The sequence below is a fragment of the Mycobacteriales bacterium genome (genome assembly GCA_035533475.1).
Lineage (GTDB): Bacteria > Actinomycetota > Actinomycetes > DATLTS01 > DATLTS01 > DATLTS01.
The window spans coordinates 1-26,292 of record DATLTS010000015.1; the positions used below are offsets into that span (position 1 = coordinate 1).

General features: G+C 68.6%; 27 protein-coding genes. 18 read left to right on the forward strand and 9 right to left on the reverse strand.

Annotation, left to right across the window (positions count from 1 at the left end; genetic code table 11):
* Positions 1-215: 215 nt before the first annotated feature.
* Positions 216-3,617: an RHS repeat-associated core domain-containing protein gene (locus tag VNG13_02200; GenBank protein ID HVA59331.1), complete on the forward strand. Its 3,402-nt coding sequence runs from the start codon at positions 216-218 to the stop codon at positions 3,615-3,617.
* 4 nt (positions 3,618-3,621) lie between these two features.
* Entirely contained in the window at positions 3,622-4,110 is a 489-nt protein-coding gene (locus VNG13_02205) for a PH domain-containing protein (GenBank protein ID HVA59332.1), read from the forward strand.
* Positions 4,111-5,205: 1,095 nt separating this feature from the next.
* On the opposite strand, the gene VNG13_02210 is transcribed toward VNG13_02205, so the two are convergent.
* Positions 5,206-5,565 carry a DUF6788 family protein gene (locus VNG13_02210; GenBank protein ID HVA59333.1) on the reverse strand — a complete coding sequence of 120 codons (360 nt, stop codon included), beginning with the start codon at positions 5,563-5,565 and terminating at the stop codon, positions 5,206-5,208.
* A gap of 98 nt (positions 5,566-5,663) precedes the next feature.
* On the opposite strand from VNG13_02210, the gene VNG13_02215 reads away from it, so the two are divergent.
* Positions 5,664-6,551, forward strand: coding sequence for an IS5 family transposase (locus tag VNG13_02215; protein ID HVA59334.1), 888 nt, complete (start codon positions 5,664-5,666; stop codon positions 6,549-6,551).
* Between the two features lie 922 nt (positions 6,552-7,473).
* On the opposite strand, the gene VNG13_02220 is transcribed toward VNG13_02215, so the two are convergent.
* Positions 7,474-7,704, reverse strand: coding sequence for a hypothetical protein (locus VNG13_02220; protein HVA59335.1), 231 nt, complete (start codon positions 7,702-7,704; stop codon positions 7,474-7,476).
* A gap of 109 nt (positions 7,705-7,813) precedes the next feature.
* Here VNG13_02220 and fdxA point away from each other — a divergent pair, with 109 nt between their 5' ends.
* From fdxA to VNG13_02250, 6 genes are read left to right on the forward strand one after another with little or no spacing between them, the layout of a single operon-like run.
* Positions 7,814-8,140 (forward strand): ferredoxin, encoded by a 327-nt coding sequence (fdxA, locus tag VNG13_02225; protein HVA59336.1) that lies wholly within the window; start codon positions 7,814-7,816, stop codon positions 8,138-8,140.
* A complete protein-coding gene (gene dapC / locus VNG13_02230) occupies positions 8,137-9,273 on the forward strand; it encodes a succinyldiaminopimelate transaminase (GenBank protein ID HVA59337.1) in 1,137 nt (378 codons plus the stop codon). Before fdxA ends, dapC begins: the two co-directional genes overlap by 4 nt.
* A 9-nt stretch (positions 9,274-9,282) precedes the next feature.
* Positions 9,283-10,110 carry a 2,3,4,5-tetrahydropyridine-2,6-dicarboxylate N-succinyltransferase gene (locus VNG13_02235; GenBank protein ID HVA59338.1) on the forward strand — a complete coding sequence of 276 codons (828 nt, stop codon included), beginning with the start codon at positions 9,283-9,285 and terminating at the stop codon, positions 10,108-10,110.
* Between the two features lie 20 nt (positions 10,111-10,130).
* Positions 10,131-11,186: a succinyl-diaminopimelate desuccinylase gene (dapE, locus tag VNG13_02240; protein HVA59339.1), complete on the forward strand. Its 1,056-nt coding sequence runs from the start codon at positions 10,131-10,133 to the stop codon at positions 11,184-11,186.
* Between the two features lie 10 nt (positions 11,187-11,196).
* Positions 11,197-12,108 (forward strand): TIGR00730 family Rossman fold protein, encoded by a 912-nt coding sequence (locus tag VNG13_02245; protein HVA59340.1) that lies wholly within the window; start codon positions 11,197-11,199, stop codon positions 12,106-12,108.
* The gene (locus VNG13_02250; GenBank protein ID HVA59341.1) at positions 12,108-12,698 is read left to right on the forward strand and encodes a TIGR00730 family Rossman fold protein; all 591 of its coding nucleotides are present in this window, start codon (positions 12,108-12,110) and stop codon (positions 12,696-12,698) included. The genes VNG13_02245 and VNG13_02250 overlap by 1 nt, the downstream gene beginning before the upstream one ends.
* Before the next feature lie 13 nt (positions 12,699-12,711).
* Here VNG13_02250 and VNG13_02255 read toward each other — a convergent pair whose 3' ends face one another.
* On the reverse strand, positions 12,712-13,227 hold the full coding sequence (locus tag VNG13_02255; protein ID HVA59342.1) for a hypothetical protein: 516 nt from the start codon (positions 13,225-13,227) through the stop codon (positions 12,712-12,714).
* 109 nt (positions 13,228-13,336) lie between these two features.
* Positions 13,337-14,200, reverse strand: a complete 864-nt coding sequence (gene folP, locus VNG13_02260; GenBank protein HVA59343.1) for a dihydropteroate synthase — start codon at positions 14,198-14,200, stop codon at positions 13,337-13,339.
* A 51-nt stretch (positions 14,201-14,251) separates the two neighbouring features.
* On the opposite strand from folP, the gene VNG13_02265 reads away from it, so the two are divergent.
* Both VNG13_02265 and VNG13_02270 read left to right on the forward strand, forming a co-directional pair.
* Positions 14,252-14,632, forward strand: a complete 381-nt coding sequence (locus tag VNG13_02265; GenBank protein HVA59344.1) for a DivIVA domain-containing protein — start codon at positions 14,252-14,254, stop codon at positions 14,630-14,632.
* A gap of 4 nt (positions 14,633-14,636) precedes the next feature.
* Complete coding sequence (locus tag VNG13_02270; protein ID HVA59345.1) at positions 14,637-15,209, forward strand: DNA-3-methyladenine glycosylase I; 573 nt, start codon at positions 14,637-14,639, stop codon at positions 15,207-15,209.
* Here the strand turns inward: VNG13_02270 and VNG13_02275 are convergent.
* Positions 15,206-15,994 carry an enoyl-CoA hydratase-related protein gene (locus tag VNG13_02275; GenBank protein ID HVA59346.1) on the reverse strand — a complete coding sequence of 263 codons (789 nt, stop codon included), beginning with the start codon at positions 15,992-15,994 and terminating at the stop codon, positions 15,206-15,208. The two genes, VNG13_02270 and VNG13_02275, sit on opposite strands and share 4 nt — an antisense overlap.
* Positions 15,987-16,775, reverse strand: coding sequence for a PaaX family transcriptional regulator C-terminal domain-containing protein (locus tag VNG13_02280; protein HVA59347.1), 789 nt, complete (start codon positions 16,773-16,775; stop codon positions 15,987-15,989). Before VNG13_02280 ends, VNG13_02275 begins: the two co-directional genes overlap by 8 nt.
* A 125-nt stretch (positions 16,776-16,900) precedes the next feature.
* Here VNG13_02280 and VNG13_02285 point away from each other — a divergent pair, with 125 nt between their 5' ends.
* Positions 16,901-17,068: a DUF3117 domain-containing protein gene (locus VNG13_02285; GenBank protein HVA59348.1), complete on the forward strand. Its 168-nt coding sequence runs from the start codon at positions 16,901-16,903 to the stop codon at positions 17,066-17,068.
* Positions 17,069-17,123: 55 nt separating this feature from the next.
* Here the strand turns inward: VNG13_02285 and glgA are convergent, their stop codons facing one another.
* Positions 17,124-18,296, reverse strand: a complete 1,173-nt coding sequence (gene glgA / locus VNG13_02290; GenBank protein HVA59349.1) for a glycogen synthase — start codon at positions 18,294-18,296, stop codon at positions 17,124-17,126.
* Between the two features lie 17 nt (positions 18,297-18,313).
* On the opposite strand from glgA, the gene glgC reads away from it, so the two are divergent.
* On the forward strand, positions 18,314-19,546 hold the full coding sequence (gene glgC, locus VNG13_02295) for a glucose-1-phosphate adenylyltransferase (GenBank protein ID HVA59350.1): 1,233 nt from the start codon (positions 18,314-18,316) through the stop codon (positions 19,544-19,546).
* Here the strand turns inward: glgC and VNG13_02300 are convergent.
* Positions 19,543-20,097: an O-methyltransferase gene (locus VNG13_02300; protein ID HVA59351.1), complete on the reverse strand. Its 555-nt coding sequence runs from the start codon at positions 20,095-20,097 to the stop codon at positions 19,543-19,545. The two genes, glgC and VNG13_02300, sit on opposite strands and share 4 nt — an antisense overlap.
* Positions 20,098-20,294: 197 nt before the next feature.
* Here VNG13_02300 and sigE point away from each other — a divergent pair, with 197 nt between their 5' ends.
* The 5 genes from sigE to VNG13_02325 all read left to right on the forward strand — a co-directional run bounded on the left by sigE (position 20,295) and on the right by VNG13_02325 (position 24,344).
* Positions 20,295-20,870 carry an RNA polymerase sigma factor SigE gene (gene sigE / locus VNG13_02305; GenBank protein HVA59352.1) on the forward strand — a complete coding sequence of 192 codons (576 nt, stop codon included), beginning with the start codon at positions 20,295-20,297 and terminating at the stop codon, positions 20,868-20,870.
* An 8-nt stretch (positions 20,871-20,878) separates the two neighbouring features.
* Positions 20,879-21,418 (forward strand): anti-sigma factor, encoded by a 540-nt coding sequence (locus VNG13_02310; GenBank protein HVA59353.1) that lies wholly within the window; start codon positions 20,879-20,881, stop codon positions 21,416-21,418.
* Positions 21,419-21,523: 105 nt separating this feature from the next.
* Positions 21,524-22,813: a trypsin-like peptidase domain-containing protein gene (locus VNG13_02315; protein HVA59354.1), complete on the forward strand. Its 1,290-nt coding sequence runs from the start codon at positions 21,524-21,526 to the stop codon at positions 22,811-22,813.
* Positions 22,814-22,819: 6 nt separating this feature from the next.
* Positions 22,820-23,176 (forward strand): sec-independent translocase, encoded by a 357-nt coding sequence (locus VNG13_02320; GenBank protein ID HVA59355.1) that lies wholly within the window; start codon positions 22,820-22,822, stop codon positions 23,174-23,176.
* 604 nt (positions 23,177-23,780) lie between these two features.
* Positions 23,781-24,344 (forward strand): sialidase family protein, encoded by a 564-nt coding sequence (locus VNG13_02325; GenBank protein HVA59356.1) that lies wholly within the window; start codon positions 23,781-23,783, stop codon positions 24,342-24,344.
* An 810-nt stretch (positions 24,345-25,154) separates the two neighbouring features.
* On the opposite strand, the gene VNG13_02330 is transcribed toward VNG13_02325, so the two are convergent.
* Positions 25,155-26,282: a P-loop NTPase gene (locus VNG13_02330; protein ID HVA59357.1), complete on the reverse strand. Its 1,128-nt coding sequence runs from the start codon at positions 26,280-26,282 to the stop codon at positions 25,155-25,157.
* Positions 26,283-26,292 lie beyond the last annotated feature (10 nt).

Here is a 26,292-nt window from a genome sequence, read left to right on the forward strand (position 1 = left end):
TCGCTGCCCGGACTGCAACCTGTTCAGCCGCCGGCTGGGAGACGGCGGCCATTGCCCCAACTGCGACGAGCCAGTGCTCGTCCAGGAGCTATTCAGCCCCATCCATCAAGCACCGTCACACACAGAGAACTTGACAGGCCCCGCGCCCGGGGCCACTGGGCTACGGCTGGACCGAGGGCTACGCCGACTCCCTCGCCGTCGACCCGAACAGCGGGGTGGTAACGGTCACCGCGGGGGACGGTTCGACGCTGCCGTTCACACCCTCCGGCGGCGGCGGGTACACCGCCCCGCCGTGGGTGTCGGCGACGCTGACCCACAACGGTGACGGCAGTTACACGGTGCGCCTGCCCGACGGGTCGGCGATCGCCTACGACGCCGCCGGGCAAGCCACCGCGGACACCGACCCGAACGGCTACACCACCACCTTGTCCTACACCGGCGGGCTGCTCGCCGCGGTCACCGACCCGGCCGGGCGGAGCCTCACCTTCGGTTACAACCAGTCCGGCCAGCTGGTCAGTGTCACCGACCCGGCCGGCCGGGTGGTCGCCTACGACTACGACCCGGCCGGGGACCTGATCGCCGTCACCGACCCGGCCGGGCGGGTTACCCGCTACGGCTACGACAGCGCGCACCGGATCACCACGATGACCGATCCGGATGGGCACACCACCGCGAACAGCTACAACTCCGCCAGCCAGGTGATCGAGCAGGTCGACCCGATCGGTCGGGTGACCGGGTTCGCCTACGGCAGCGAGATCGACGCGCCGGAGATGACCACCGTCACCAACCCCAGCGGCTCGGTCAGTGTGGTCAAATTCGACAACGACTGGTTAACGTCGACGACCGTCGGCTACGGCAGCCCGCTCGCCGCGACGACGAGCCAAACCCATGACGCGAGTGACAATGTCACCTCGTTCACCGACCCGGCCGGGCACACCAGCAGCTACAGCTACGACGCGAGCGGGAACATGCTCACCGCCACCGACCCGGACGGGCGCACCACCAGCTACAGCTACGACCCGGCCGGGGACCTGACCGCCAGCACCGACCCGCTAGGTGTCACCACCAGCTACAGCTACGACCCCGAGCGTGACCTGACCTCGGTCGCCACCCCGAACTCGAGCACCGGGCATCCGGCGGTGACGAGCTTCGGCTACGGCGACGGTAATCCCGGCGAGTTGACGTCGGTCACCGACCCGGACGGGAACACCAGCAGGTTCGGCTACGACCCGAACGGGGACCTGACCAGCGTCACCGACCCGAACGGGCACACCACCAGCTACACCTACGGCTGCCCGTCGGGCTGCCTGGACAACATCGGCTGGCCCTACTCGACCACCTCCCCCACCGGTGGGGTGACCACCTCGAGTTTCGACGCCGACGGCAACAAGCTGTCCAGCACCGACCCCGACGGTCACCGGACCACCTCCAGCTACGACGCGGACGGCAACGTGGTGTCGGTCACCGACCCCGACGGCAACATCACCACCACCGACTACAACGCCGACGGGCAACCCGTCTCGACCGTGCAGGGGGCCGGCACCGCGCAGCAGGTCCAGCAGCAGACCGGCTACGACGCCGCCGGTGACCTGACCAGCCAAACCGACGGCCGCGGGGCCACCCGAACCTACAGCTACGACCTGCTCGGCCAGCTCACCTCGGTCACCGAGCCGGCGACCCCGGCCGACCCGGGCGGGACCACCACCAGCTACAGCTACAACCCGGACGGCAGCCCGGCCACCGTCAGCAACCCGGCCGGCCGGCTCACCTCCTACGGCTACGACCCGGCTGGACAGCTCACAGCCATCTACTACAGCGACGGCACCACCCCCGACGTCCGCTACGCCTACGACGGCGACGGCCGGCGCACCCAGATGAACGACGGCACCGGCACCAGCCGCTACACCTACAACAGCCTCGGCCAACTCGTGACAGCCACGAACGGACCCGGCGCCACCGTGCGCTACACCTTCGACCCGGCCGGGCAGCTGACCGCCCTCGGCTACCCGGACGGCCGGATCGTCACCCGCACCTTCGACCCGGCCGGGCAGCTGACCGGCGTCGACGACGGGCTCGGGAACCACACCGGATTCGGCTACGATCCGGACGGCAACCTCACCCAGATCAGCTACCCCAACAACGTCGTCGAAACCTCCAGCTACGACAAGGCGGACAACCTCACCGCACTCACCGACACCGAAACCGTCGGCGGGCAGACCACCACCCTGGCCGGCTACAGCTACGGCCGGGACAACGCCGGGCAGCTGACCTCGCAGATCAACACCGTCGGCGCCACCCAAACCCCGCAGACCGCCTACACCTACACCTCGCTCAACCAGCTCGCCAGCACCGCGAGCCAAGCGGGCGAACAGACGTTGACCAGCGGCGGCTACAGCTACGACAAGGCCGGCAACCTGACCGGCCTCCCGGACGGCACCACCCAGAACTACAACCCCGCCGACCAGCTGACCTCCCGCACCGGCCCGGCCGGGGTGACCACGAACTACACCTACACCGCCGCGGGTGATCGGGCCACCGCCGCCTCCGCAGCGGCGACCCTCAGCTACGGATACAACCAAGCCGACCAGCTCACCAGCGTCGGCACCCCCACCCTGAACGCCACGTATGGCTACGACGGGGACGGACTCCGCACCTCAGCCCAAACCACGATCGACGGCACCCCCTCGTCAACCCTCACGAACGGTTTCGCCTACGACCTCGCCGCCGGAATGCCGCTCATCCTCACCGACGGCGCCCTGGACTACATCTACGGACCCGGCGGACTGCCCATCGAGCAGATCCAGACCGTCGATGCCCACAGTGTCCCCACGTTTCTGAGCCACGACCAAAGCGGGTCCACCCGAATACTGACCGACCTCGGCGGCGTCGTCGTCGGCACCTACCAATACGACCCGTACGGCACCACCGTCGACCACACCGGAGTCGACACCCCGCTGCAATACGACGGGCAATACCACGATCCAACCGGCCTCTACTACCTCCGAGCCCGCTACTACGACCCGCAGACCGGCCAATTCCTCACGAGAGATCCCCTCGAAGCCATCACCGGGCAACCGTACGGCTACGCTGGGAACGACCCCCTCAACTCGGCCGACCCGACCGGACTTGGCTGTCCTTGGTGGGACCTGACGTGCTATGCGTACCAAGCGGTTTACGCTATCGGCGGCGGAATTGATTGGACAGCCAGTTTTGTGTCCAGGCATTTCGGAGATATTGCCGAATTAGGGGCCGGGGCTGGATGCATTATCGCGACGGGGGGTACGTGCTTCGCTTTGGTAATTTCGGCCACTGCCCTGCAGGTCAGTCAGGATCACTTTGTGGGGCATGCGGCTGGTGTACAGTTGGCCATCGACGGCATTGTAGGAGCATTGGGCGCCTCCTTTGCCGGGATTGCGGCAGAGGCAGTTTCGGGCCTCGAAGACGGCTCTGTCGTGGGCCTGAATAGGCTGATTGCGCAGGTGGAACGTAGCGGCTCAGCAAGGGCCCTGAAGGGCCTTAAAGGCCTCCTCCAAGCAACCGGCTTTGCCCCATCCATCGTCAATGCGGTTATTTCTGCTACCGCACACCATTCGTTCTGGTCGGTATGTAAGGGCTAGATGGATGAAGGCAACCATGGCGCAGGGAGGCGCGGCGAGAACCTTCCAGAGTGCCTATCCGCGAAAAGTTGGAATCACAGGTACCGCGATCGTCCTCCTAATGCTCGTGTCGGTGTTGTTGGGCCATTCGATGAACAACTTCGGCAAAGTGACAACGGGAGTGATGCTGTTCGCCATTGGCTTATTTCTCATGCTTGGAGTTGCCCAGAGTCGTGTGATTGCCAACATGGAAGGAATCGTCATCCGAAATGCGACGAGTAGGCGTTTCGTACCTTGGTCGAATATCGACTGCTTCGGCCTGGAGGCGGGCCGTTCGGCCCGAGTTGTTCTCCGGGAGGGCCGGACGCTGCGCATGGATGGGATCGTTGCCATTCGCATTTCTCCTGCGGCCAGCTTGAGGGTCAACAGGGTTCATATCGAAGCACTAGAGGCTCTGGCTGCGCTAGCCAGGCAGAACATGCCGTCGCTGTTAGCAGATCGACTGCAGTCGTGATTCCTGGCGATCGGGATGTTGACCGCCGAGTGGGATGGCCACGGCACCGACGCGATGCGTGGTAATGGATCCCTGGTTCAGAGATGTACCGCTCGGTCCTCGTCGCTCACCGACCCAGAGGCAAATCTCTATACGGACTGAATTACGCAATTCACCGGTACGGATCTGTGGTTACTAATTGGGTTACTAATCGCACTCGCGGCTTGCGGAAGAAAGTAGCAGAAACCCGAGGGTCGCGGCCGAGCCCAATATTGATACTTGCTGCCGCCCTCGGCAGCCTGATCGCGGGGTGCCGCGCAACCGCGTCACCGATCTACGGTGGCCCGTCTACCCGGACTAGCTCAGCGGTAGCGCGCCCTATGTCTGATGTTCTAGTCGTGGACTGTGTCGGCGACCCGGCCCAGCGTGAACCGGCGATAATTATTCTCGCATGTGGCGACGGGAATATCCAAGCGATCCAATTGCGATGGTTAAGTTGGCAGAATACCGAAGCGAAAGCTATTGGCTATGTCAACGCGAATAATTGCGATCCGAGTTGCGTCGCCGGTCACTTCGAGGAATACGCCGCTTCGTTTACACTCTCTCGGGTTGAGCGCGCGGGGGAGCAGGTGTACTTCACACTAGTTGTTGTTACCTACCGGAACAAGGAAGCATTCGGCAGGCGGACCGAGTCGTATCAGCTGCTTACTCCACGGGGTGGATGACGCTTGTCTGTCGCTTGTCACCTCTACGACCCTGCGGCGGGTGAGGGACGCAACGGCGGCAATAGCTCTTACCTATCCTGACGGTAGGTGTTGGATCAGATCACTGGTACATACCGCCATATCCACATTGGGTGGTCACGCCAAGGCTCAGGCTCCCGCCGCACCCCGGCCACCCGTGCGCTTGATCGGAGGTGCAGCGTGAAATCCGATGATGGGTCGTTTCGGCGGGCGCGGCGAGAAGTCAGGCTGCGGACGCAGGCATTAGCCGCTGTTAGAGCCCGATCACGCGTCACTGACGTTGACACCATTCGGGCAGACTTCCGGACAGAGTTGGCAGAGCGCGGGCTCACGGTCACGGATGAGCAGCTAAGAGCGCGCGCGGATAGGTGGGTCACGGGCGCGGTAGTGCCGGGTCGTTCTCGACGGTCTGCAGGGCCAAGGTCTCGAGTTCGGTGGCCAGTTCGCGCAGCCGTCGTGCGTTGTCGAGCAGTGGCTGGAGTCGGTCTGCTTGGTCGGGGGTCAGGGTGCGGGTGACGGTCTTGTTCTCGACCTTTCGGGTCCAGCTCAGGTAGGGCCCGTGTAGCTGTGGTGGGTCGGCGTTGCAGCGGCAGCCGGGGTTGCCGCAGCGGGTGGTCCGGCCCACGAGGCTGCCCGGCAGAGGTAGTCCGAGCGCGGCGATCTCAGCGGTGATCGTCGCCCGTCGGCGCTCGATCGCGGCCCTTGCAACTGGTGGCTTCCCACGGCGTCTCATGCCGGTCCTCTCGCTTGAAGTAGCCATACTTGAAGTATCAGTACTTCAGGTAAGACTACCCACCGGAGGACGCCGTGCAAGCGCTGAACCCTCGTGTCGTGGACGCTGTCTGGGCAGCGGTCGAGCCGCTGCTGCCACCACAACCACCGGATGAGCATCCGCTGGGGTGTCACCGACCCCGCATCGCCGACCGGGACTGCTTCACCGGGATCCTGCTGCGACTGGTCACCGGCTGCTCCTGGGACGTGGCGGCCCGGTTCAGCACCGCCGGGGAGACCACGCTGCGTCAGCGGCGCACGTTGTGGTTGCAGGCCGGGGTGTTCGACGCCCTGGTCGAGGAGGCCCTGGCCGGCTACGACCGGATCATCGGCCTGGACCTGGCCGAGGTCGCGGTGGACGGCAGCCTGCACAAGGCACCCTGCGGCGGTGAGGGAACCGGACCCAACCCCACCGACCGGGCCAAGACCGGCTGGAAATGGTCGTTGGCCACCGACACCAAGGGCATCCCGATCGGCTGGGTCGCCGACGGGGCCAACCGCCACGATTCCATCCTGCTCGAACCCACCCTGCAGGCCATCGCCGAGCGTGGGCTGCTGCTCGACATCGAGACCCTGCACCTGGACCGCGGCTACGACAGCAACCTGACCATCACCCGATGCACCGACCTGGGCCTGAACGACGTCATCTGCGCCAAGAAGAAACCCAAGCGCGATCCGAAGAAGAAGACAACAACGAGGAGGCCCGGCCGAACTACGACAACGGCCACCGGTCCCAACGCGAAGAAGACCAGGCAGGCGAAGAAGTCAGCACTGACCCTGGGGCTGCGCTGGCCAGTGGAACGCACCAACTCGTGGATGTCCAACTTCGGCCAGCTCCGCCGCAACACCGACCGCTACCCCGCCCAACGCCTCGGTCAGCTGGCCCTGGCCATCACGCTCATCCTGACCGTCAAGCTCGTCGCATGGGCCAAGCGCTGGACCGACTAGCCGCCGCCTATCCGCGCGCGCTCTAAATCATATGACGAGAGAAATCTCCCGTGGGCAGGGAGCTACCGGTACCTTGAGGCGAGGCATCAGCGCTTTTTCTGCCATCAGAGAAATTCGACGGATTCTTAGACAGTCAGAGGGGCCTGATTGGCTTAGGCCCCCGCCTGGGGCTATGTGACGGGTGGAGGGCAGTACGGCGCATCGCTGGATGGGGTCGGAGAATATGAAAGCATGGTGGCCTCCGTCTATAACGCCATTAAAGACGATGACAGCGACCAGATTGTCGTCTGCACATGGCTATGTCTAGAGCATTCCGATGGTGGGGCGATTAGGCTGTCGGTGCGCGCAGGGGATGCGCCCCTAGGCTATCTCTCCGAAAAGGATTTCGCCCCTCTCCGAGGGTTGGTCGAGCGTGCTCAAGCCCGGCGGCGAGCAGTATGGGTGGATGCATTCATCGCGCTCCAAGAGAACAGATACCACATATCAGTGAGCCTGCCTGTGGCACGGCCTGCCAAGGCGACGGGCAGGGAGACCGCTTAGGCGGCCCGAGATTCCCCCGAATCCGCAGAGACCTCCGCCGTTAGGCGGATCTTGCTCTTCCGGCCTTCCTCGTCGAAGTGGCACAGCACCGCATCACGCACCGTCGCCCGCAGTCCGTCGAGGTCGTCTGCCTCGTTCAGGATCGATTCTCCGAGGGCGCGGGCCAGATAGCCCCCTCGGGGCGTCTTCGACGACGAACACAAGCTCGGACATAGCCAAAGGATCATGCCAAGGTCCCGCCGCTGTCGGTTGCCCATCTGGCACGAAGCTGGCACGACCCGTCTGGCCTCGGAGTCCGAATCGCCGAGATCCAGCTGCAATTCAAGGCATTCACACGCCGGAGCAACCCGCAATCACGGTGGTCCGCAGCACAGCGGCCGGCCTACGGGCGCGGTCTGATCGCCCGGACCGGTCGGCCGGCGACGAGATCCGACCACTCGACCTCGGCGAGCGATCCATCCCGGCGTCGGATGGTGAGCCGGCCCTCGCGCCAGGACACCAGCTCGCCGACGACATCACCGAGCCGGCCGGTCGGGAGCATCCGGCGCACCGTGACCCGGTTCCCCACGTCGGCGGGGCTCAGATCGATCCGGTGTGGCAGCGGGCGCGGCACGTCGGGGCGCCCTCCTTCCGGATCGGGGCGGCCACCCTCCGGCAACCCGGCCATCCCTGACCGCGATACTAGGAGCCGCTCGCCCCCGCGCCGAGGAGGAACAAGGGCCGTGACCTACGTCATCGCCGAGCCCTGCGTCGATGTGCTCGACAAGGCCTGTATCGAGGAGTGCCCCGTCGACTGCATCTACGAGGGTGCTCGGATGCTGTACATCCACCCCGACGAATGTGTCGACTGCGGGGCTTGCGAACCGGTCTGCCCGGTTGAGGCGATCTTCTACGAGGATGACACGCCCGAGCAGTGGAAGGAGTACTACAAGGCGAACGTCGAGTTCTTCGAGGACCTCGGGTCGCCCGGTGGCGCGTCGAAGGTTGGCAAGATCGACCGGGATCATCCGATCGTGGCGGTGTTGCCCCCGCAGGGCGAGGGACACTGACCGCACCGCCCCGTCCGGCCGACCCGGAGCGAGTCCGACTACCGGACTTCCCGTGGGATCGGCTCGCGCCGTACGCGGCCATCGCCGCCCGTCATCCCGGCGGGCTGGTCGACCTCTCGGTCGGCACCCCGGTCGATCCCACCCCCGACGTCGCCCGCCAGGCCCTCGCCGCGGCTTCGGAGGCACCCGGCTATCCGGCAACCGCCGGCTCGGTCGAGCTGCGCAGGGCCGCCGCCGGGTGGCTTCATCGACGGGCCGGGGCCCTTGTCCCGGCCGAGGCAGTGCTGCCGACGGTCGGATCCAAGGAGCTCGTAGCGGGCCTGCCGTCCCAACTCCGGGTGGCCGGGCGCCGGTCGGCCACCACCGTCGTCTTCCCTCGGCTCGCCTATCCCACCTACGACATCGGTGCCCGAATGGCCGGCTTGCGTCCGCACGCAGCCGACGACGTGACCACGCTCGACCCGGCCGACGTCGCGCTCGTCTGGCTGAACTCGCCAGCCAACCCGACCGGCGAGGTGCTGTCCGCGGAGCGGTTGCGGACGGTCGTGGACTGGGCCCGCGCCGGCGAGGTGATAGTCGCCTCCGACGAGTGCTATCTCGAATTTGGCTGGGATGCGGAACCGGTCTCCGTCCTCGCCGCCGAGGTCTGTTCCGGCTCGCTGGCGAATCTGCTGGCCGTTCACTCGCTGTCCAAGCGCTCCAATCTCGCCGGGTACCGGGCCGGATTCGTCGCCGGCGATCCCCGACTGATCGCCGGGCTGCTCGGCGTTCGCAAGCACCTGGGGTTCATGGTTCCGTCCCCGGTACAGGCCGCGATGGCCGCTGTCCTCGATGACGACGCGCACGTCGCGGACCAGCGTGCCCGCTACCGCGAGCGGCGGGCGAGGCTGCTCCCGGCGCTCGGCGCAGCCGGCTTCCAGATAGAACACTCCGCCGCCGGCCTCTACCTGTGGGCGAGCCGGGCGGAGGACTGCTGGCGCAGCGTCGCGCGCCTGGCCGAACAGGGGATCCTCGTCGCGCCCGGCGATTTCTACGGGCCCGACGGCGCCGAACACATCCGAGTGGCCCTCACCGCTACCGATGAACGGGTCGACGCTGCCGTCGAGCGGCTGCACCGGCTGGGCGGGGACTAGGGTTCCGCGATGACCAGATCCGAGCTCGACCCCGCAGTCGACGAGCTGTGGGAGCGGCAAGAAGAGCTAGGCGCCGACGTCCGCGAGGCGATCGACACCGTGACGGCGGCCCTGGACGACCTCGACGAAGGCCGGGCGCGGGTGGCCTGGGTGGATCCGCGGACCGACCAGGTCGTCGTGGACGAGCGGGCCAAACGGGCCATCCTGCTGGCGTTCCGTATCCTGCCGATGACCGAGTCGGTGGCCGGTGGCTTCCGGTACCAGGACCGGATACCGCTGAAGACCCGCCTGGCCGGGGTGCGGGTGGTCCCGGGTGCGATCGTCCGCTGGGGTGCCTACCTCGCCCCGGGTGTGGTGCTCATGCCGTCCTACGTCAACGTGGGGGGCTACGTAGACGAGGAGACGATGGTCGACACCTGGGCCACCGTCGGCTCCTGCGCACAGATCGGGAAGCGGGTGCACCTTTCCGGCGGGGTGGGGATCGGGGGCGTGCTCGAGCCGCCGAACGCGATCCCCGTGGTAATCGAGGACGACGCCATGATCGGGAGCCGCGCGATGATCACCGACGGCGCCCGGGTAGGCCCTGGCGCCGTCGTGGCGGCTGGGGTGATTCTCAACCCGTCGATCCCGGTCATCGATGCCGAGACCGGAACCGAGATCTCCCGCGGGTACGTCCCGCCGTGGTCGGTGGCGGTCAGCGCTTCCCGGATGCGTGAGTTTGCCGGCGGCACCTTCGGATTGCCGTGCGTGCTCGTGATCAAGCGGCTCGAGGAAGGCCAGCGGCACAGCAAGGCGCAGCTCAACCAGGTGCTGCGGGAGCACGGAATCGCGACCTGAGCATGTCGACCTCGAAGCTCATGCTCAACGCGCCGGGCGACGCCCTGACCGCGGCGCTCGTGGACATGCCGTCGCCCAGCGGCTCGGAAGGCCGCCTCGCCGACGCGATCGAACACGCGCTCCGACAGGTCGAGCACCTGAGCGTCGACCGGGACGGTGACGCCGTCGTCGCGCGCACCACGCTGAACCGGACGGAGCGGATCATCCTGGCCGGCCATCTCGACACGGTGCCGCCTGCGGACAACCTGCCGGCGCGCCGGGACGGCGATCGGCTCTACGGCTGCGGGAGCTCGGACATGAAAGCCGGGATCGCGGTCATGCTCAGGCTCGCGGCGGCCGTGAGCGAACCGGTCCGTGACGTGACCTACCTCTTCTACGACAACGAGGAGACCGACGCCGCGCGGAACGGCCTCGGCCGGCTCGGGCGCACCCACCGGGAGTGGTTGGCCGCGGACCTCGCGCTGCTCATGGAGCCGACCGCGAACCGGGTCGAGGCAGGTTGCCAGGGCACCCTGCGGGTCCTGGTCGTCGTGCCCGGGCGCCGCGCACACAGCGCGCGGAACTGGCTCGGCGACAACGCGATCCACAACGCCGGCCAGGTCCTCGAACGGCTGGCCGGATATCAGGCGCGGCAGGTGGTGATCGACGGATGCACCTACCGGGAGGGGCTGTCCGCGGTCCGCATCGAAGGCGGAGTTTCCGGCAATGTGGTGCCGGACCGCTGCACGGTGATGGTGAACTACCGGTTCGCACCGGACCGGGACGAGGCCGCCGCGCTCGCGCATGTCCAGCAGGTGCTCGCCCCGTTCGAGTGCGTGCTCACCGACTCGGCGCCCGGGGCGCTCCCCGGGCTTTCGGCCCCGGCGGCGAGCGAATTCGTCCGAACCGTAGGGGACGAGGCGGTGGCCAAGCTCGGCTGGACCGACGTCGCCCGGTTCACGACGCTCGGCGTTCCGGCACTCAACTACGGGCCAGGCGACCCCAACGTGGCGCATACTCGGGACGAATACGTGGACACGTTCCGAATCGGCGAGTGCGAGCGGATCCTGCGCGGCTACCTTTCCAGCCGCGGGTAGCGTCGCCCGCATGAGCGCGCAGCGCCCGACCCAGCCGGGCGACCCGGACGCGGTTCCCGCCGGGCGGCAGGTCGAGGGTCAGGCGTCCCGCGAGGCGGCGGCGACCGCATCGAGCGCAGCCCGCGCGAGCGATCCGGCCGACAGCGCCGAACCGCCGGAAAAGCATCGCGGGCCGATCGTCTTCCGGCGCGGTCAGGTGCAGACGACGACGACCGATCAACGGCTGCTCGACACCCGTGGCCGCTCGGACTGGGTGCACACCGACCCGTGGCGGGTGTTGCGGATTCAGTCGGAATTCGTGGAGGGGTTCGGGCTGCTCGCCGAACTGCCGCGGGCCGTGAGCGTCTTCGGCTCCGCCCGTACCGAGCGGGGCGCCCCGGAGTACGTCGCCGGGGAAGCACTCGGCGGGGCGCTCGCCCGGGCCGGCTACGGGGTGATCACCGGCGGCGGCCCGGGCATCATGGAGGCTCTGAACAAGGGCGCCAGCGAGGCCGGGGGGGTATCCGTCGGCCTCGGCATAGAGCTGCCGTTCGAGCAGCGGCTGAACGCCTGGGTGGACATCGGACTGCACTTCCGGTACTTCTTCGCCCGCAAGACGATGTTCGTCAAGTACGCGCAGGCGTTCGTCGTTCTCCCCGGCGGATTCGGAACGTTGGACGAGCTGTTCGAGTCGCTGACGCTCGTCCAGACCGGCAAGGTCACCTCGTTCCCCGTAATCCTCTACGGCTCCGCCTACTGGCAAGGACTGCTCGACTGGCTGCGATCGACGGTCGCCGGGTCCGGGCGGATCGCCGGTCCCGACCTTGACCTGGTGCGGGTAACCGACGACGTCGACGAGGCAGTCGCGATCATCGCGGCCAGCGAGGCGGAGCGGCGGGACGACCGCCGCCAGGGGAACGAAGCCGGGGCTCCCTCGGCCTGATGCCGGCCATCTGCGTGTTCTGCGCCTCCAGTGACCTCGTCGCGGACCGGTACGTCGCATTGGCGACGGAGGTCGGCCAGGAGCTGGCGCGGCGGGGTCATTCCCTGGTCAGCGGGGGCGGCAGCGTGTCGTGCATGGGTGCGGTGGCTCGGGCCGCGCGGGCGGGGGGTGCCCGGACCGTCGGGGTGATCCCGCGCGCACTGCTCAACCTCGAGGTGGCCGACACGGACTGCGACGAGCTGGTGGTCGCCGACGACATGCGCCACCGCAAGGGGGAGATGGACCGCCGAGCCGACGCCTTCCTCGCGTTGCCCGGGGGCCTCGGCACCCTCGAGGAACTCCTCGAGGTGTGGGTGGCCCGGACCCTCGACATGCATGACAAGCCGATCGTGGTCCTCGACCCGGACGGCGTCTTCGAGCCGCTCCGGGCTCAGGTCGACCGCCTGCTGGCTGGCGGGTTCGTCCGCGCACGGAGCCTGGACGCCGTCCGATGGACGGACAGCGTCCAGGCCGCGTTCGACGCGCTGGGCGCGCCCCCCGAGTTGCCGGGTCCGCCGAGCTCGGCGGAGGTACTCGAAGCCGAGCCGTGAGCCGGGCGGTCGGTCAGGCGCCGGTGGCGCCCGATCCGGTGGCGCCCGACCCGGTGGCTGTCGGCGGCCCGGCGTCGACAATCCGCATGGCGAGGAAGCCGCCGTTGGACTGTTCGACGGCGAACACGAGGACCCGATCGCCGGTGGCCACAGAGCTCAGCGGTACCGCCTTGCCGTGCTCCCGGATCTTGGTGGTCGCGGTCACGGCGTAGGTGGCCGCGTGCCCGTCGGCGCTGGTCACGCTGATCGACTCCGTGCCGGTTGTCACGGTTGCGCTCACCTTGCCGCGCTGGACATCGACGGTGGCGAAGCCGCCCTTGCGGCGAACGACGAACTGACCCCACACGGTGCGGCCGGCCAGGCCGCGCAGCCCGGCTGCGGACCGGCCGGGGTGCGGGCGGGGGGATGGCGCGGACGGGGAAGTCCCACCGGCTGACCCGGCGTAGGCGATCCCCCCCGCGAGCCCGGCGCCGAGGACGGCGACCGCAGCCCACGCCCCGGCCTTGGCCAATCCATGAACTCTGGACATCGGAGGATCCTTTCTCGAAACATTCCCGGGCCGACCGGCCCGTCGGAAATGACTGTCGCCGACCCTCGTGGTGTCCCGGTTGTCGCAAGGTTCGGGCCAGGTAAATCCGCTATGCGAGACCGCGCCTGGTCACCGCCGGGGGCCGGTCGCCGCGCACGCTTGCGACCATGTCGAGGGTCTCCCGGGTCTCCCGGACGTTGTGCGCCCGGAAGACCCGAGCCCCGAGCCAGGCGCACAGGGCGGTCACGGCGAGGGTTCCGGTGAGTCGTTCAGGCACCGGAAGGTCGAGGGTTTCGCCGACGAAATCCTTGTTCGACACCGAGACGAGGACGGGCCAGCCGCCCGCCACCAACTCGTCGAGGCGGCGGGTCGCCTCGAGGGAGTGCCAGGTGTTCTTGCCGAAGTCGTGCCCCGGGTCGACAAGGATCCCGTCGGCACGTACCCCTGCATGGATCGCGGCGGTCGCCAGCCGGCCGGTGACCGCCACGATGTCGGCCATCACATCCGGATAGGCCACCCGGTGCGGGCGGGTCCGCGGGGGCAGGCCGCCGGCGTGGGTGCAGACCAGGCCGAGACCCGACCGGGCGGCGACGATGGCTAGGTCCGGGTCGAATCCCCCCCAGGCGTCGTTGATGAGGTCGGCCCCCGCCGCCGCGGCGGCCTCGGCGACGGGAGCTCGCCAGGTGTCCACGCTGATCGGCAGCGCCGGATGGCTCAGCCGGACCGCGCCAACCAGATCGACGACCCGGTTCACCTCCTCCTCGACGTCGACCGCGTCGCCGGGGCCGGCCTTGACCCCGCCGATGTCCACGAGATCCGCGCCTTCGGCCACCGCCCGCTCCACGGCGGCCAGTGCCGCGTCCAGCGCGTAGGTAGCCCCCCGGTCGTAGAACGAGTCGGGAGTGCGGTTGATGACGGCCATGACGAGTAAGGCCCGGTCGTCGAAGACCCGGCCACCGAGACGCAACGCCATGACCCTCCAACCGCTCACCGGTCCGCCCAGCGTGACACCATCACCCGGTCGATGTCGCAGGGAGACCCGGTGGTCCTCGCTCTCGAAGTCCTTGTCGCGGTCGCGTTGATCGCCGCGACCGCGGTACTCGCCGCCGGTCGCGGTGAAGCGATGTCCCAGCCGGAGCCCGACCGGCCGGACACGGGCCTGCCCGAAGGTCGCCCGCTGCGCTCCGACGAGGTCGGCCGGCTGCGATTCCCGATCGCTGTGCGCGGCTACCGGATGGAGGACGTCGACCGTGCGCTGGACGCGGTCGCGGCAACGCTGGCGCGGTTCGAAGCCGAACGGGCGCGGCCGGCATGGCTCAACTCGGGGGCCGACCAGCCCCCGGCCGATCCGGCGTCGACCGGCCCCAGCTCGGCGCTCGGTGGGACGCCCGAGCCAACGGCCTGAACGGGTGGGCGGCCTGGTAACCGGGTCTGACGGCCACCGACGGTGCGCCTGGTCGGTCGGCGCGCCCGAGTACATGGCCTACCACGACGACGAGTGGGGGCGTCCGGTGCGCACCGATGATCCGATCTTCGAGCGGCTCACCCTGGAGGCCTTCCAGTCCGGGCTGTCCTGGCTGATCGTGTTACGCAAGCGGCCAGCGTTCCGGGCGGCGTTCAACGGGTTCTCCATCGCGAAGGTGGCGACGTTCACGCCCGGTGACGTCGACCGGTTGCTGCTGGACCCCGGGATCATCCGCAACCGGGCGAAGATCGAGGCGGCGGTGGCCAACGCCCGTGCCGCAGGGGAACTGCCGGGCGGGCTGGCCAACCACCTCTGGGCGTTCGCCCCGGGGCGCCCGAGGCGGGCGCCCCGCAGCGGGGCGGAGGTTCCCGCGACCTCAGCCGCCTCGACGGCGATGGCTCGGGACCTGCGCACCCGCGGTTTCCGGTTCGTCGGACCGACCACCGCCTACGCCCTGATGCAGGCCACCGGGATGGTCAACGACCATCTGGTTGGCTGCTGGCGCCGACGTGGCTAGCGGCCGACGAAGGTCACCGGTGTTTTCTCGAGAAACGCCAGGGTCGATGCCCGGTGGTCCTCGGTCATGCCGCACATGGCCTGAAGATCGGCCTCGCGTTCGAGGGACTCGGCCAGTGAATGGTCGGCGGCGAAAGCCAGTGCATCCTTGATCGCCCCGTAGGCCACGGTCGGACCGGCCGCGAGCAAACTCGCGAGCAGATGGCTCCGCTCGGCGAGCGCCGCGCGCGGAACGATCTCGTTGACCAGACCCAGCTCGAGTGCCCGGGCCGCCCCGACTGGTTCGGCAAGCATGAGCAGCTCGGTGGCGGCAGCCCGGCCGACGAGTCGAGGCAGCGTCCAGGTGGCGCCGGAGTCACCGCCCAGCCCGACCTTGGCAAAGGCCATGAGGAATCCAGCGGTTTCCGCCGCGATTCGGAAGTCGCAGGCGAGCGCCAGCGCGGCACCGGCCCCGGCCGCCATCCCGTTCACCGCGGCGACGACCGGTTTCGGCATGGCGGTGAGTCCGAGGATGATCGGGTTGTAGTGCGCCCGCACCGTGTCCAGGGTGCTGCCGCCGCCGTCGCGCAGGGTGTCGGCGTGCTCGCGGAGGTCCTGTCCCGCGCAGAAGCCCCGCCCCGCCCCGGTCAGGACGAGCGCCCGGACCTCGCCGTCGTCCCGAGACCGCCCGATCGCGTCGATCAGCTGCTCCTTCATGCCTACGCTCAAGGCGTTCATCGCGTCCGGCCGGTTCAACGTGATCGTCGCCACCCCGCCGGACAGCTCGAAAAGGACTTCGTCACTCACGATTCGCCTCCAGGCAGCTGTCGACGTAGCGGGCGGCGGCGGGCAGCAGGCGGCTGGACTCCGCGTCGAAGTAGGTGGCGGCGGTATCGCCGGCCCAGTTCTCCGGCAGCAGTACACGCGGTAGAGCCGGATCACGGAACAGGAACTTGCGCCACTCGTGGACCAGCCGACTGCGGGCCGCGAAGGCCGCCTCCTCCGTGGGTGCCGCCCCCACCGCCACGACGATCCGCGTGGCGTCGGCCAGCCACTGGTGGTAGGCCCGGTGCAACTCCGCGAGGTTCCACCCGCGGGCGACAAGGGCCGGGTCCTGACCCAGGTAGCGGGCGGTGAAGCATTCGCCGCGAACGTGCTCGCCGGCGAGCAGTCCGGCGACCTCCGGTGACGGGTACGCGGAGATCCACACTTGCGGCTCGAGTTCGGCGTAGCCGAGGAAGCGCAGTCCGACCCGTATCCGGTCCCGAGCCGACCGGCTGGCCGGTCGCGCGGTGCTCACCAGGTGCCAGCAGCCATCCCAGCTCCGGGTGGTGGTGCGGTAGATCCGGGCCGAGGCCGCGTCCAGCCGCTTCCGCGCCCGGTCGGTGGCGGCGTAGCCCGGCCCGGCCGGGGTGCTCCGAGGTTCCAGCCAACCCTGCCGGACCATTCGCGAGATGGCCGTGCGGACCGCCGGGGCCGCGACGTCGAGCGGGCGCAGGAGCCGGACGATCGAGGCCACCGGTGCATATCCGCCGCGCTCCCGGAGGTGATCGCCGAACAGGTCGAACACGGCGGAACGAGCGTTCACCGCCGCCTCCTGACCCCGTCGCCGTGACTCGGTCACCCCGGGCCGGGGATAATCATGGCCGATGGCGATGCCGGGCCCGTTCGGTCATTGCCGGCAGGGTCCGTGGACGCACGAGAGGAGCACGTATGGCGGCCATGAAGCCGCGGACGGGTGACGGTCCGCTGGAGGTCACCAAGGAGGGTCGGGGCATCGTCATGCGCGTCCCGCTCGAAGGTGGTGGCCGACTCGTCGTCGAGCTCTCGGCCGACGAGGCCAACGCGCTCGGGGACGCGCTGAAGAGCGTCGCCGGCTGACCCAGGATCGGGAGAAGGCCCCGGGCCGGGGAACCGGTCCCGGGGCCTTCTGTTGTCAAGCGAGAACCTGTAGATACACCTCGAGTGTCCGCTGGGCGGCCCGGGCCCAGCTGAATTCGCCGATGGCCCGCTCGCGCCCCGCCCGGCCCAGCCGGTCCGCCAGCTCGGGATCGTCGAGCAGGGTGTCGAGCGCGGCCGCCAGGTCGGCCGCGAACCGGGCCGGATCGCGGGGAGTGCCGTCGGGATCCTGGTCGACCTCGACCAGGATCCCGGTGGTCCCGTCGGCGACCACCTCGGGAATGCCGCCCACCCGTCCGGCGACGACCGGCGTCGCGCAGGCCATCGCCTCGAGGTTGACGATCCCCAACGGTTCGTAGATCGACGGGCAGACGAAGGCGCGGGCGTGACTCAGCAACTGCACCAGATCGCCGCGGGGCACCGGCTCGGCGACCAGCAGCACCGAACGTCCAGCTGAGGCGAGGTCGCGGACCCGCTGGTCGACGTGCGCGCCGAGCTCGGGGGTGTCCGGCGCGGCGGCGCAGAGCACGAGTTGCGCGTTCGCCCGGATCAGCTCGGCGGCGTCGAGCAGGTGCGTGAGGCCTTTCTGCCTGGTGATCCGCCCGACGAACAGGAGATACGGGCGGTCCCGATCTATGCCGAGCCGGTCGAGCGCCCCCGATCCCGGGTCGGGAGCGAACCGCACCGTGTCGATCCCGTTGTGCACGACGCTCACACGGGACGGGGGCACGCCCGGGTAGCACCGCAGCACGTCCGTGCGCATCGCCTCGGACACGGCGATAACCGCGTCGGCGGCCTCGATGGCGGTTCGCTCGCACCAGCCCGAGATCGCGTACCCGCCGCCGAGCTGTTCGGCTTTCCAGGGCCGCAGCGGTTCCAGCGAGTGTGCGGTCACGACGTGCGGGATTCCGTGCAGGAGACCGGCCAGGTGACCGGCGATGCTCGCGTACCAGGTGTGCGAGTGCACGAGATCCCGATCGCCGGCGGCCGCGGCCATCGCCAGGTCGGTGGAGAGCACCCCCAGGGTCGGGTTGGCCCCGGCAAGCTCGGTCCACGGCTGATGGGCGATCGCACCCGGGCGGGGGCCGCCCATGCAGTGCACGACCACGTCGACGAGCCGCGCGAGTTCAGCGGCGAGGTGCTCGACGTGCACCCCAGCCCCCCCGTACACATCCGGGGGGAACTCTCGCGTAAGCAGACCTACGCGCATCGCACTAGTGTGCCCGGGTGGCCGAACCCCGCACGCTCGGGATCGTTCTCGCCGGCGGCGAGGGCAAGCGGCTGTGGCCGCTGACCGCCGACCGGGCGAAGCCCGCCGTGCCGTTCGGCGGGATCTACCGCCTGATCGACTTCGTGCTGTCCAATCTCGTCAACGGCGGCCATCGCCAGGTCGTCGTGCTCACCCAGTACAAGTCGCACTCGCTGGACCGCCACATCACCACCACCTGGCGGATGTCCACCCTGCTCGGCAATTACGTGACCCCGGTGCCTGCCCAGCAACGCCTCGGCCCGCGCTGGTTCTCCGGCTCGGCGGACGCGATCTACCAGAGTCTCAACCTGGTTTATGACGAGCGGCCGGAGTACATCGTCGTTTTCGGTGCCGACCACGTCTACCGGATGGACCCGAGCCAGATGCTGGCCCAGCACATCGCGTCGGGGGCCGGCGTCACGGTGGCCGCGATCCGCGTCCCGCGGGCGACGGCGACGCAGTTCGGCGTGGTGGCCGCCCGGGCAGACGGCCGGATCGAGGCATTCCTCGAAAAGCCGGCTGTGCCCCCCGGCCTGCCGGACGAGCCGGATACCTCCTACGTCTCGATGGGCAACTACGTGTTCTCCACGACGGTCCTGCTCGATGCCGTGAAGGAGGACGCCTACGACGAGGGCTCCGTGCACGACATGGGGGGAAACATCATCCCGATGCTCGTTGCCCGCGGGCTGGCCCATGTTTACGACTTCGCGAACAACATCGTGCCCGGCGCCACGACCCGTGACCGGGGCTACTGGCGCGACGTCGGAACGCTGGACAGCTACCACGAGGCCCACATGGACCTCATTTCGGTGCACCCGATCTTCAACCTCTACAACCGGAGTTGGCCGATCCTCACCAGCGTCCCGCCGTTGCCGCCGGCCAAATTCGTCCACCAGGAGCCGGATCGGACCGGGGCCGCCTTCGACTCGATCGTGAGCAACGGCGTGATCATCTCCGGCGGCCAGGTCCGCGGCTCGGTTCTCTCTCCGGGGGTCCGGGTGCACTCCCGAGCGCTGGTCGAGGACAGCGTGCTGCTGCACAACGTCGAGATCGGCGAGGGTGCGGTGGTGCGCCGGGCGATCCTCGACAAGAACGTCCGGGTGCCGCCGGGCGTCCGGCTCGGAGTGGATCCCGCCGAGGACAGGGCCCGAGGACTGCACCGCAGCGTTGGCGGCGTCATCGTCGTTGGGAAAAATGAAAACGTGAGTTAGGGCTTGACCGCCGCGAGCAGCCCGTCGCCGCACGGGAACAGGGTCGGGACCAGCCCCGGGTGATCGCGGACCGTCCGGCCGAGTTCGCGGACCGCGGTCGTCTCGGGGTCGCGGGCTGCCGGGTCGGCGACCCGGTCGTGCCAGAGCGCGTTGTCGAAGGCGACGATGCCGCCGGGACGCAAAAGTCGGATCGCCTCGCCGAGGTAGTCGGGGTACTCGGATTTCGCCGCGTCGCAGAAAACCAGGTCGTATGCCGAATCAGTGAGCCGAGGGAGCACTTCGAGTGCCCGCCCGGTGATCAAGCGGGCCCGGTTCGGGGCAATTCCGGCCTCGGCGTAGGCCTGCCGGGCCAGCTGCTGGTGCTCGGCCTCGACGTCGATGCTCGTGAGCACACCATCGCCGACCATCCCCCGGAACAGCCAAAGTCCGGACACCCCGCACCCGGTGCCGACCTCGACCACGGCGTGTGCCGAGACGACCGCAGCCAGGAAGCGGAGGGCGGCCCCGACGCCCGGGCTCACCGGCACCGCGCCGACCTCGGCGGCACGCATCCGGGCGGAGACCAGCGGCTCGTCCTCTGCCAGGTACCGCTCGGCGTAATCCCGACTCGCCTCGGCGCTCAGCTGCCCACCTCCATGTGCGTATACGCAGCGTAACGGGAACGGCTTCGGGGACCGCGGCGTTGAACCGGACGCGGGTCGGCTCGCGTACAGGAGGACGACAGGCGACGATGATGTCCACCATGACGATGCTGCGGGTGGGAGGTGACCGGGTGACCGTTCACTCGGCGGCCGTTCCCTACGCCCGGCCGTCCTGGGACGACGTGGTCCGCGATCACGGGGCGCGGGTATACCGGCTGGCCTTCCGGCTGGCTGGAAACCGTCCGGACGCCGAGGACCTGACCCAGGAGACGTTCGTCCGGGTCTTCCGCTCGCTGGACAGCTACACCCCCGGCACGTTCGAAGGCTGGCTGCACCGGATCACCACAAACTTGTTCCTCGACCTCGTCCGCCGGCGGGCCCGGATCCGATTCGAAGGGCTGCCCGAGGACACCGAGCGACTGGTCGGCCCGGAGTTGCCCCCGGAGCGGATCATCGACGACCGGCTCTTCGACGGCGACGTTCAGGCCGCGCTGGATGCGCTGCCGGCGGACTTCCGAGCCGCGGTCGTGCTCTGTGACATCGAGGGCCTGTCCTACGAGGAGATCGCCGAGACGCTCGGGGTGAAGCTCGGCACCGTCCGCAGCCGGATCCACCGCGGGCGAGCCCAGCTGCGGGATGCGCTCGCCGACCGGGCGCCGGTCGGCGGTCGGCGGTCGGGGTGACCCGCGGTGTGACCAGGGGACACCTCGGTGACCTGGCGGCCGCCCTCGTAGACGGGGAGCTAGGGCACGACGCCCGGGACCGGGCGCTCGCGCATCTGGCCGGCTGCCTCGAGTGCCGTGCGGAAGTCGAGTCGCAACGACGACTGAAGGCGAGGCTGGCCCGCCTGGTCGACCCGGTTCCGCCGGCCGAGTTGGCGGCCCGGATCGGTTCCTTCGCCAGCTGCGCCGCGGCTCCGCCGGGTCGGCGGGTCCTGCGGCGCGGATCCCGGTCGGCTCGACGCCCGGCCCGGGTGGGGCGCCGCCCGGTTCGGCAGCCCCGCGGCGCGCTGCGGCTCACCGTGGCCGGCGCTGCCGGCGGGGCGGTGCTGGGCGCGGTCGGGTTCCTCGCCGCGGCCCCGACCGGGGGCACCGCCGTCCCGGCCCGACCGGTCATCCACCAGATCAACGAGCAGGTCTCGTTGACCACCAACCCGCTGATGGAGCTTCCCGAGCCGATGTTCGGGATCACCACGGTTTCCTATCCGGCGCCTGCCGGGCCGATGCGTTAGGCCATCCACCCGCCACTCGGTGCCCCGCATGCGGCGGTCGGCAGGGATCCGAGGGAACATGTCTGGGACGACGACATGCCGAGGGCAGGAAGGACAGCCGGAACGATGACTGACGGAGGGCTCGGCTCAGGTCCGCCGCCGGCGCCCTGGTGGTCCCCCCAGGTGGGCGGCCCGGAGGGCTCGATCCCGGTGGTCGGCGGCGGGTTCGGGGTCGACACGCTGCAACACCGCTTCGGCGAGGCACCGGCCCCTGGCGGGCGGACCCGAGCCTGGGTGGTCGGCAGCGTGGCCCTCGTCGCCGCATTGATCGGGGGCGCGATCGGGGGCGCGATCGGCGCCGCGGATGGCTCATCCGCCCAGGGCGGGACCAGTTCCTCGACCAGCCTTGGTGCTCCGCCGGTCACCACGACCAGCCGACCGAGCGGTTCGGTCGCGGCAGTGGCGGCCGCTGTGCTGCCGAGCGTCGTCTCCATTCAGGTGCAGTCGAGCACGGTGAGCGACACCGGTTCCGGGGTCATCCTCACCCGGACCGGCTACATCCTGACGAACAACCACGTTGTTGAGGCAGCCGCCGGGGGAGGCGGCACGATCGCAGTGACTTTGGAGAACCAGCCGACCCTCGAAATCCCCGGAACGATCGTCGGCCGTGACCAGAAATCCGACCTGGCGGTGGTGAAGATCTCCGCCGGGTCGGCGCTGCCGGCCGCGGTTCTCGGCAACTCCGCGGCGTTGCGGGTCGGCGACCCGGTCATAGCCATCGGCGCCCCGCTCGGGCTGGCCGGAACCGTGACCACCGGCATCGTCAGCGCGCTCGACCGGCCGGTGCTCCCGAACCCGGAGTCCACGACCGCCGTCGCCAGCGCGCTGGATGCCATCCAGACCGATGCGCCGATCAATCCCGGGAACTCCGGCGGGGCCCTGGTCAACAGCTCCGGCCAGGTCATCGGCATCAACACGGCAATCGCCACCCTCGGCGCCTCGGGGAGCCCGTTCGCGCAAGCCCAGCAGTCGGGGTCGATCGGGCTCGGCTTCGCGATCCCGATGAACTACGCGCGCACGATCGCCGAACAGCTCATCCGGACCGGACACGCGGTCCACCCGCTGATGGGCGTCTCGGTCTACAGCGGCAGCCAGTGCCCAAACAGCGGGGCGGCCCTGCCGGCCAACCGCAACGGTGCACTGGTGTGTTCGGTCCAGCCGGGGAGCCCGGCGGCTCGGGCCGGCCTCCAGGCCGGGGACCTGGTTATCGGCTTCGACAACCAGCCGATCACGAGCGCCGACACCCTGGTCGCCTTCACCCGGGTGCAGCAGATCGGCAGCAAGCACACCATCACCTACCTGCGCCATGGTCAGGTGCGCACGACCACGGTCACGCTTGGCAGCGACGCGGGCTGAGGCGCGGTGTTCGGCAACCTCGGCATCGACAAGCTCCTCGTGCTGCTCGTTGTCGCGCTCGTCGTGCTCGGGCCGGAGCGGCTGCCGAAACTTGCCGCCGACGCCGGACGCTTACTGCGCCGGTTGCGGGAACTCGCTCAGAGTGCTTCCTCCGAGCTCAAGGAGGAGTTGGGGCCGGAGTTCACTAATCTGAATCTCGCCGACCTGCATCCGCGGCGTTTCGTCGAGAAGCACCTATTCGGCGACGACGAGGTCGTTGCCCAGTCCCCGGTCTCGGAGGTCGCCGGGTCGGGTCCCGCCCCGCCCCGCCCGCTCGACCTCGGTCCCGGCGATCGCCCGCCGTTCGACCCCGACGCCACGTAACGCCCTTATACCGGTCGCGATCGTCCTCGTTACGGCCTGTCGTTGGCTCATCGTCGGTCCCATGATCGGGGCCTACCGGCAACCGGGCCCGGAGCCAGGGAGGCGCGCTCTACGCGCGCATTTCTCGATGAGTCAAACGAGTCCTTTTGACCGATGCAAGGTCGGTCCTTATGGTACTTGATGGCGCAGTGTATTGCGGCGGATCGGTTCACCGATATGCCCAACTTTGGCGGAACGTTATACGTCCATGTTGACTGCGCGAATGGCCCGACCTGGCTATGTCAGATCGGTGATTCCTCCGACTCGCGTGAAGGGAGCAGATCCGATCCATCGGAGGACGCAAACTGCTTGTCCTAATGGTTCGGGAGATCGCATGAATCGCCGTCAACGTGGCTCCGCCGTTGCGAGTGCGGTTTGCCTCCTCGCCCTGACCGGCTGCGGGCATGCGGTGGCCGGCTTCCGCGCCAGCGGGACACCGTCGATCTCCCCTTCGCCTTCGGGCCGAGTGACCCCGACGCAGGCGCCCGTCCCTCCAGGTTTAGACGTGGGGGGCCTCGCCGTTGTCGGAGCGAAGTCGGCCTGGCTCACCGTGGGGACCCCGCCTGTGCTGAAGTTCACCGACGATGAAGGTCAGACCTGGCAAACAGACGTATCTGTGCAATCTCTCGAGACACGCTTGCCGCCGGGGAAGACTTGGCAGGCGGCCCCTGGCTTCTTCCTTGATCGCAACAATTTGTGGCTGGGTTTCGACACCGGAGGCCAATCTGGTGATGTGGAGGTACTCCGCACCACCGACGGCGGCCAAACCTGGACTAGCTCAGCACTGCCGACGACTGAATTCTCGATCTACCTGCCAGTGCTGGAGCAGGTTCGTCTCCTGGACGCGACACGTGGTTGGGCCGTGCTGGACAGCGCCACCACTGGTTGCGATCTCGGTACCGGCCACCTGCTCATCACAAACGATGGCGGATCGACCTGGCACGTCTCTCCTCTCCCTGCCCCATGCGGTCAAGTATTCCTGAACGGAAGCGGCTCAGGTTGGTTCGAACGCAAAGGCGCCTTGCCCCAGGGGCGTCAGGGAACTGGTTGTGGACAACCGCAGATGACGGTGCATCGTGGACGCCATCCTCCGTCACGAATGCGGGATGTCGATCCGAGGCGTATGTAGGGCCGCAGGGAGATCCGATCCTCACCGGATCCAGTGCCGTGTTTCCGGTGGCGATGCCAAGCTGCAATGGGTTCCTTCGAACGGCTGATGCCGGGAACACCTGGAGTCTCGTGCCCGCCCCTTTGTCCCAAGGAATAGGGCTGTAGCTACCCTCACCAGCTGGTTCGAAGTAAGTCCAGCAGCGGGTCAAACTGCCGCCACGAGTAATGGCGGTGCAACTTGGCAAACCACGACCTTTAGCTCGGCATTGCCACAAAACAGCAGCTTCAAGTTATTGATTGCCTCGTCATCCACCGACTTATGGGCAGTGGGTGGTGCTAACTACAGCCGGCTTTACGTAAGCACTGACTCGGGACATTCGTTTGCGAACCGAACCCCCGCGTCATGATTGTTCAGCGTTTGAACTGCTGCGCAACATCACCAACTTGCGGTACAGCTCAGGAGTTTCGGCCTGGGACTTGCCGGCATTCCCACCGTGGGGCTCGCAAGCGTCCTCGGTGAGGAGGCATGCACGGCCGGTGCGGTAGCTGCGGACAACGCCGTTCACGGGCAGCCTAACGACCCTGGGGCTCGCCAGGAAATAACCTAGGCGAGTTAGCTACATAGATGTGAGTCCTGGGCGCACCGTGTGGTTCCACTCCCAGTGGAAGCCGTGGGGCCTGAGGACCTGGCTGACCGCCGCCATCTGCGCGTCGGTTATCGCCCCCGACGCCACGTAACGCTCGGGTTGCCCTCCCGCCCGGGGGCCGTGTGCGGTGTCCGCTCCGGGCCCGCGGGTCAGGCAGGGGTCGGGCAGGGGTCAGGCAGGGGTCAGGCAGGGGTCAGGCCGAGCGGACGGCCGACCAAGCCGAGGGCCCGGTGGCTGAGCCGGTCGGCGATCGCCACGAGCGCGAGTGAGGCGGGGGCATCTGGCGCGTCGAGGACGATCGGTCGGCCGGTGTCGCCGCCTTCTCGGAGCCGGATGTCGATCGGGATCGAGCCGAGCAGCGGGACGGATGTCCCGCTGATCCGGCCGAGCGCGGCGGCCACCTCGGCGCCGCCGCCGCTGCCGAAGACGTCCACATGACGAGCGCAATGCGGGCAGGCCAGTCCCGCCATATTCTCGACCACGCCGGCGATCTGCTGGCAGGTCTGGGTGGAGATGGCCCCCGCCCGCTCGGCCACTTCGCGGGCGGCTAGTTGTGGTGTCGTGACCACCACGATCTCCGCGGTCGGCACCAGTTGGGCAACCGAGATCGCGATGTCCCCGGTCCCCGGCGGAAGGTCGAGTAGCAGCACGTCGAGATCGCCCCAGTAGACATCGCTGAGGAACTGCTCGAGAGCCCGGTGCAACATCGGGCCGCGCCAGGCGATCGGGCTGTTGCCCTCGATGAACATGCCGATCGAGATAACCCGCACCCCATGCGCCTCGGGCGGAAGGATCATTCGGTCGACCATGGTCGGTCGGCTGTCGATGCCGAGCATCCGCGGCACCGAATGGCCGTAGATGTCGGCGTCGACGACGCCGACCGAGAGCCCGTCCCGGGCCATCGCAACGGCCAGGTTGACCGTCACCGAGGACTTGCCGACCCCACCCTTGCCGCTGGCAATCGCGTAGACCCGGGTCAGCGATCCGGGCTGGGCGAACGGGATCTCCCGGGCGGTTTGGCCGCCGCGCAGGTTGGTCCGAAGCTGACCTCGCTGCTCATCGGACATGACATCGAGGGTGACGTTCACGGTTGCGACGCCCGGCACCGCCGAGACCGCCGCGGTTACATCGCTGGTGATTCTCTCCCGCATAGGGCATCCGGCGACGGTGAGACTGACCGTCACCTGGACCGCTCCGCCCGCCCCGACCTCGACCAGCTTCACCATGCCGAGCTCAGTGATCGGCTTGTGGATCTCCGGATCGTTGACCCCGGCCAGCGCCGCGGTCACGGATTCTACGGTGGGGGGCATAGGACCATGG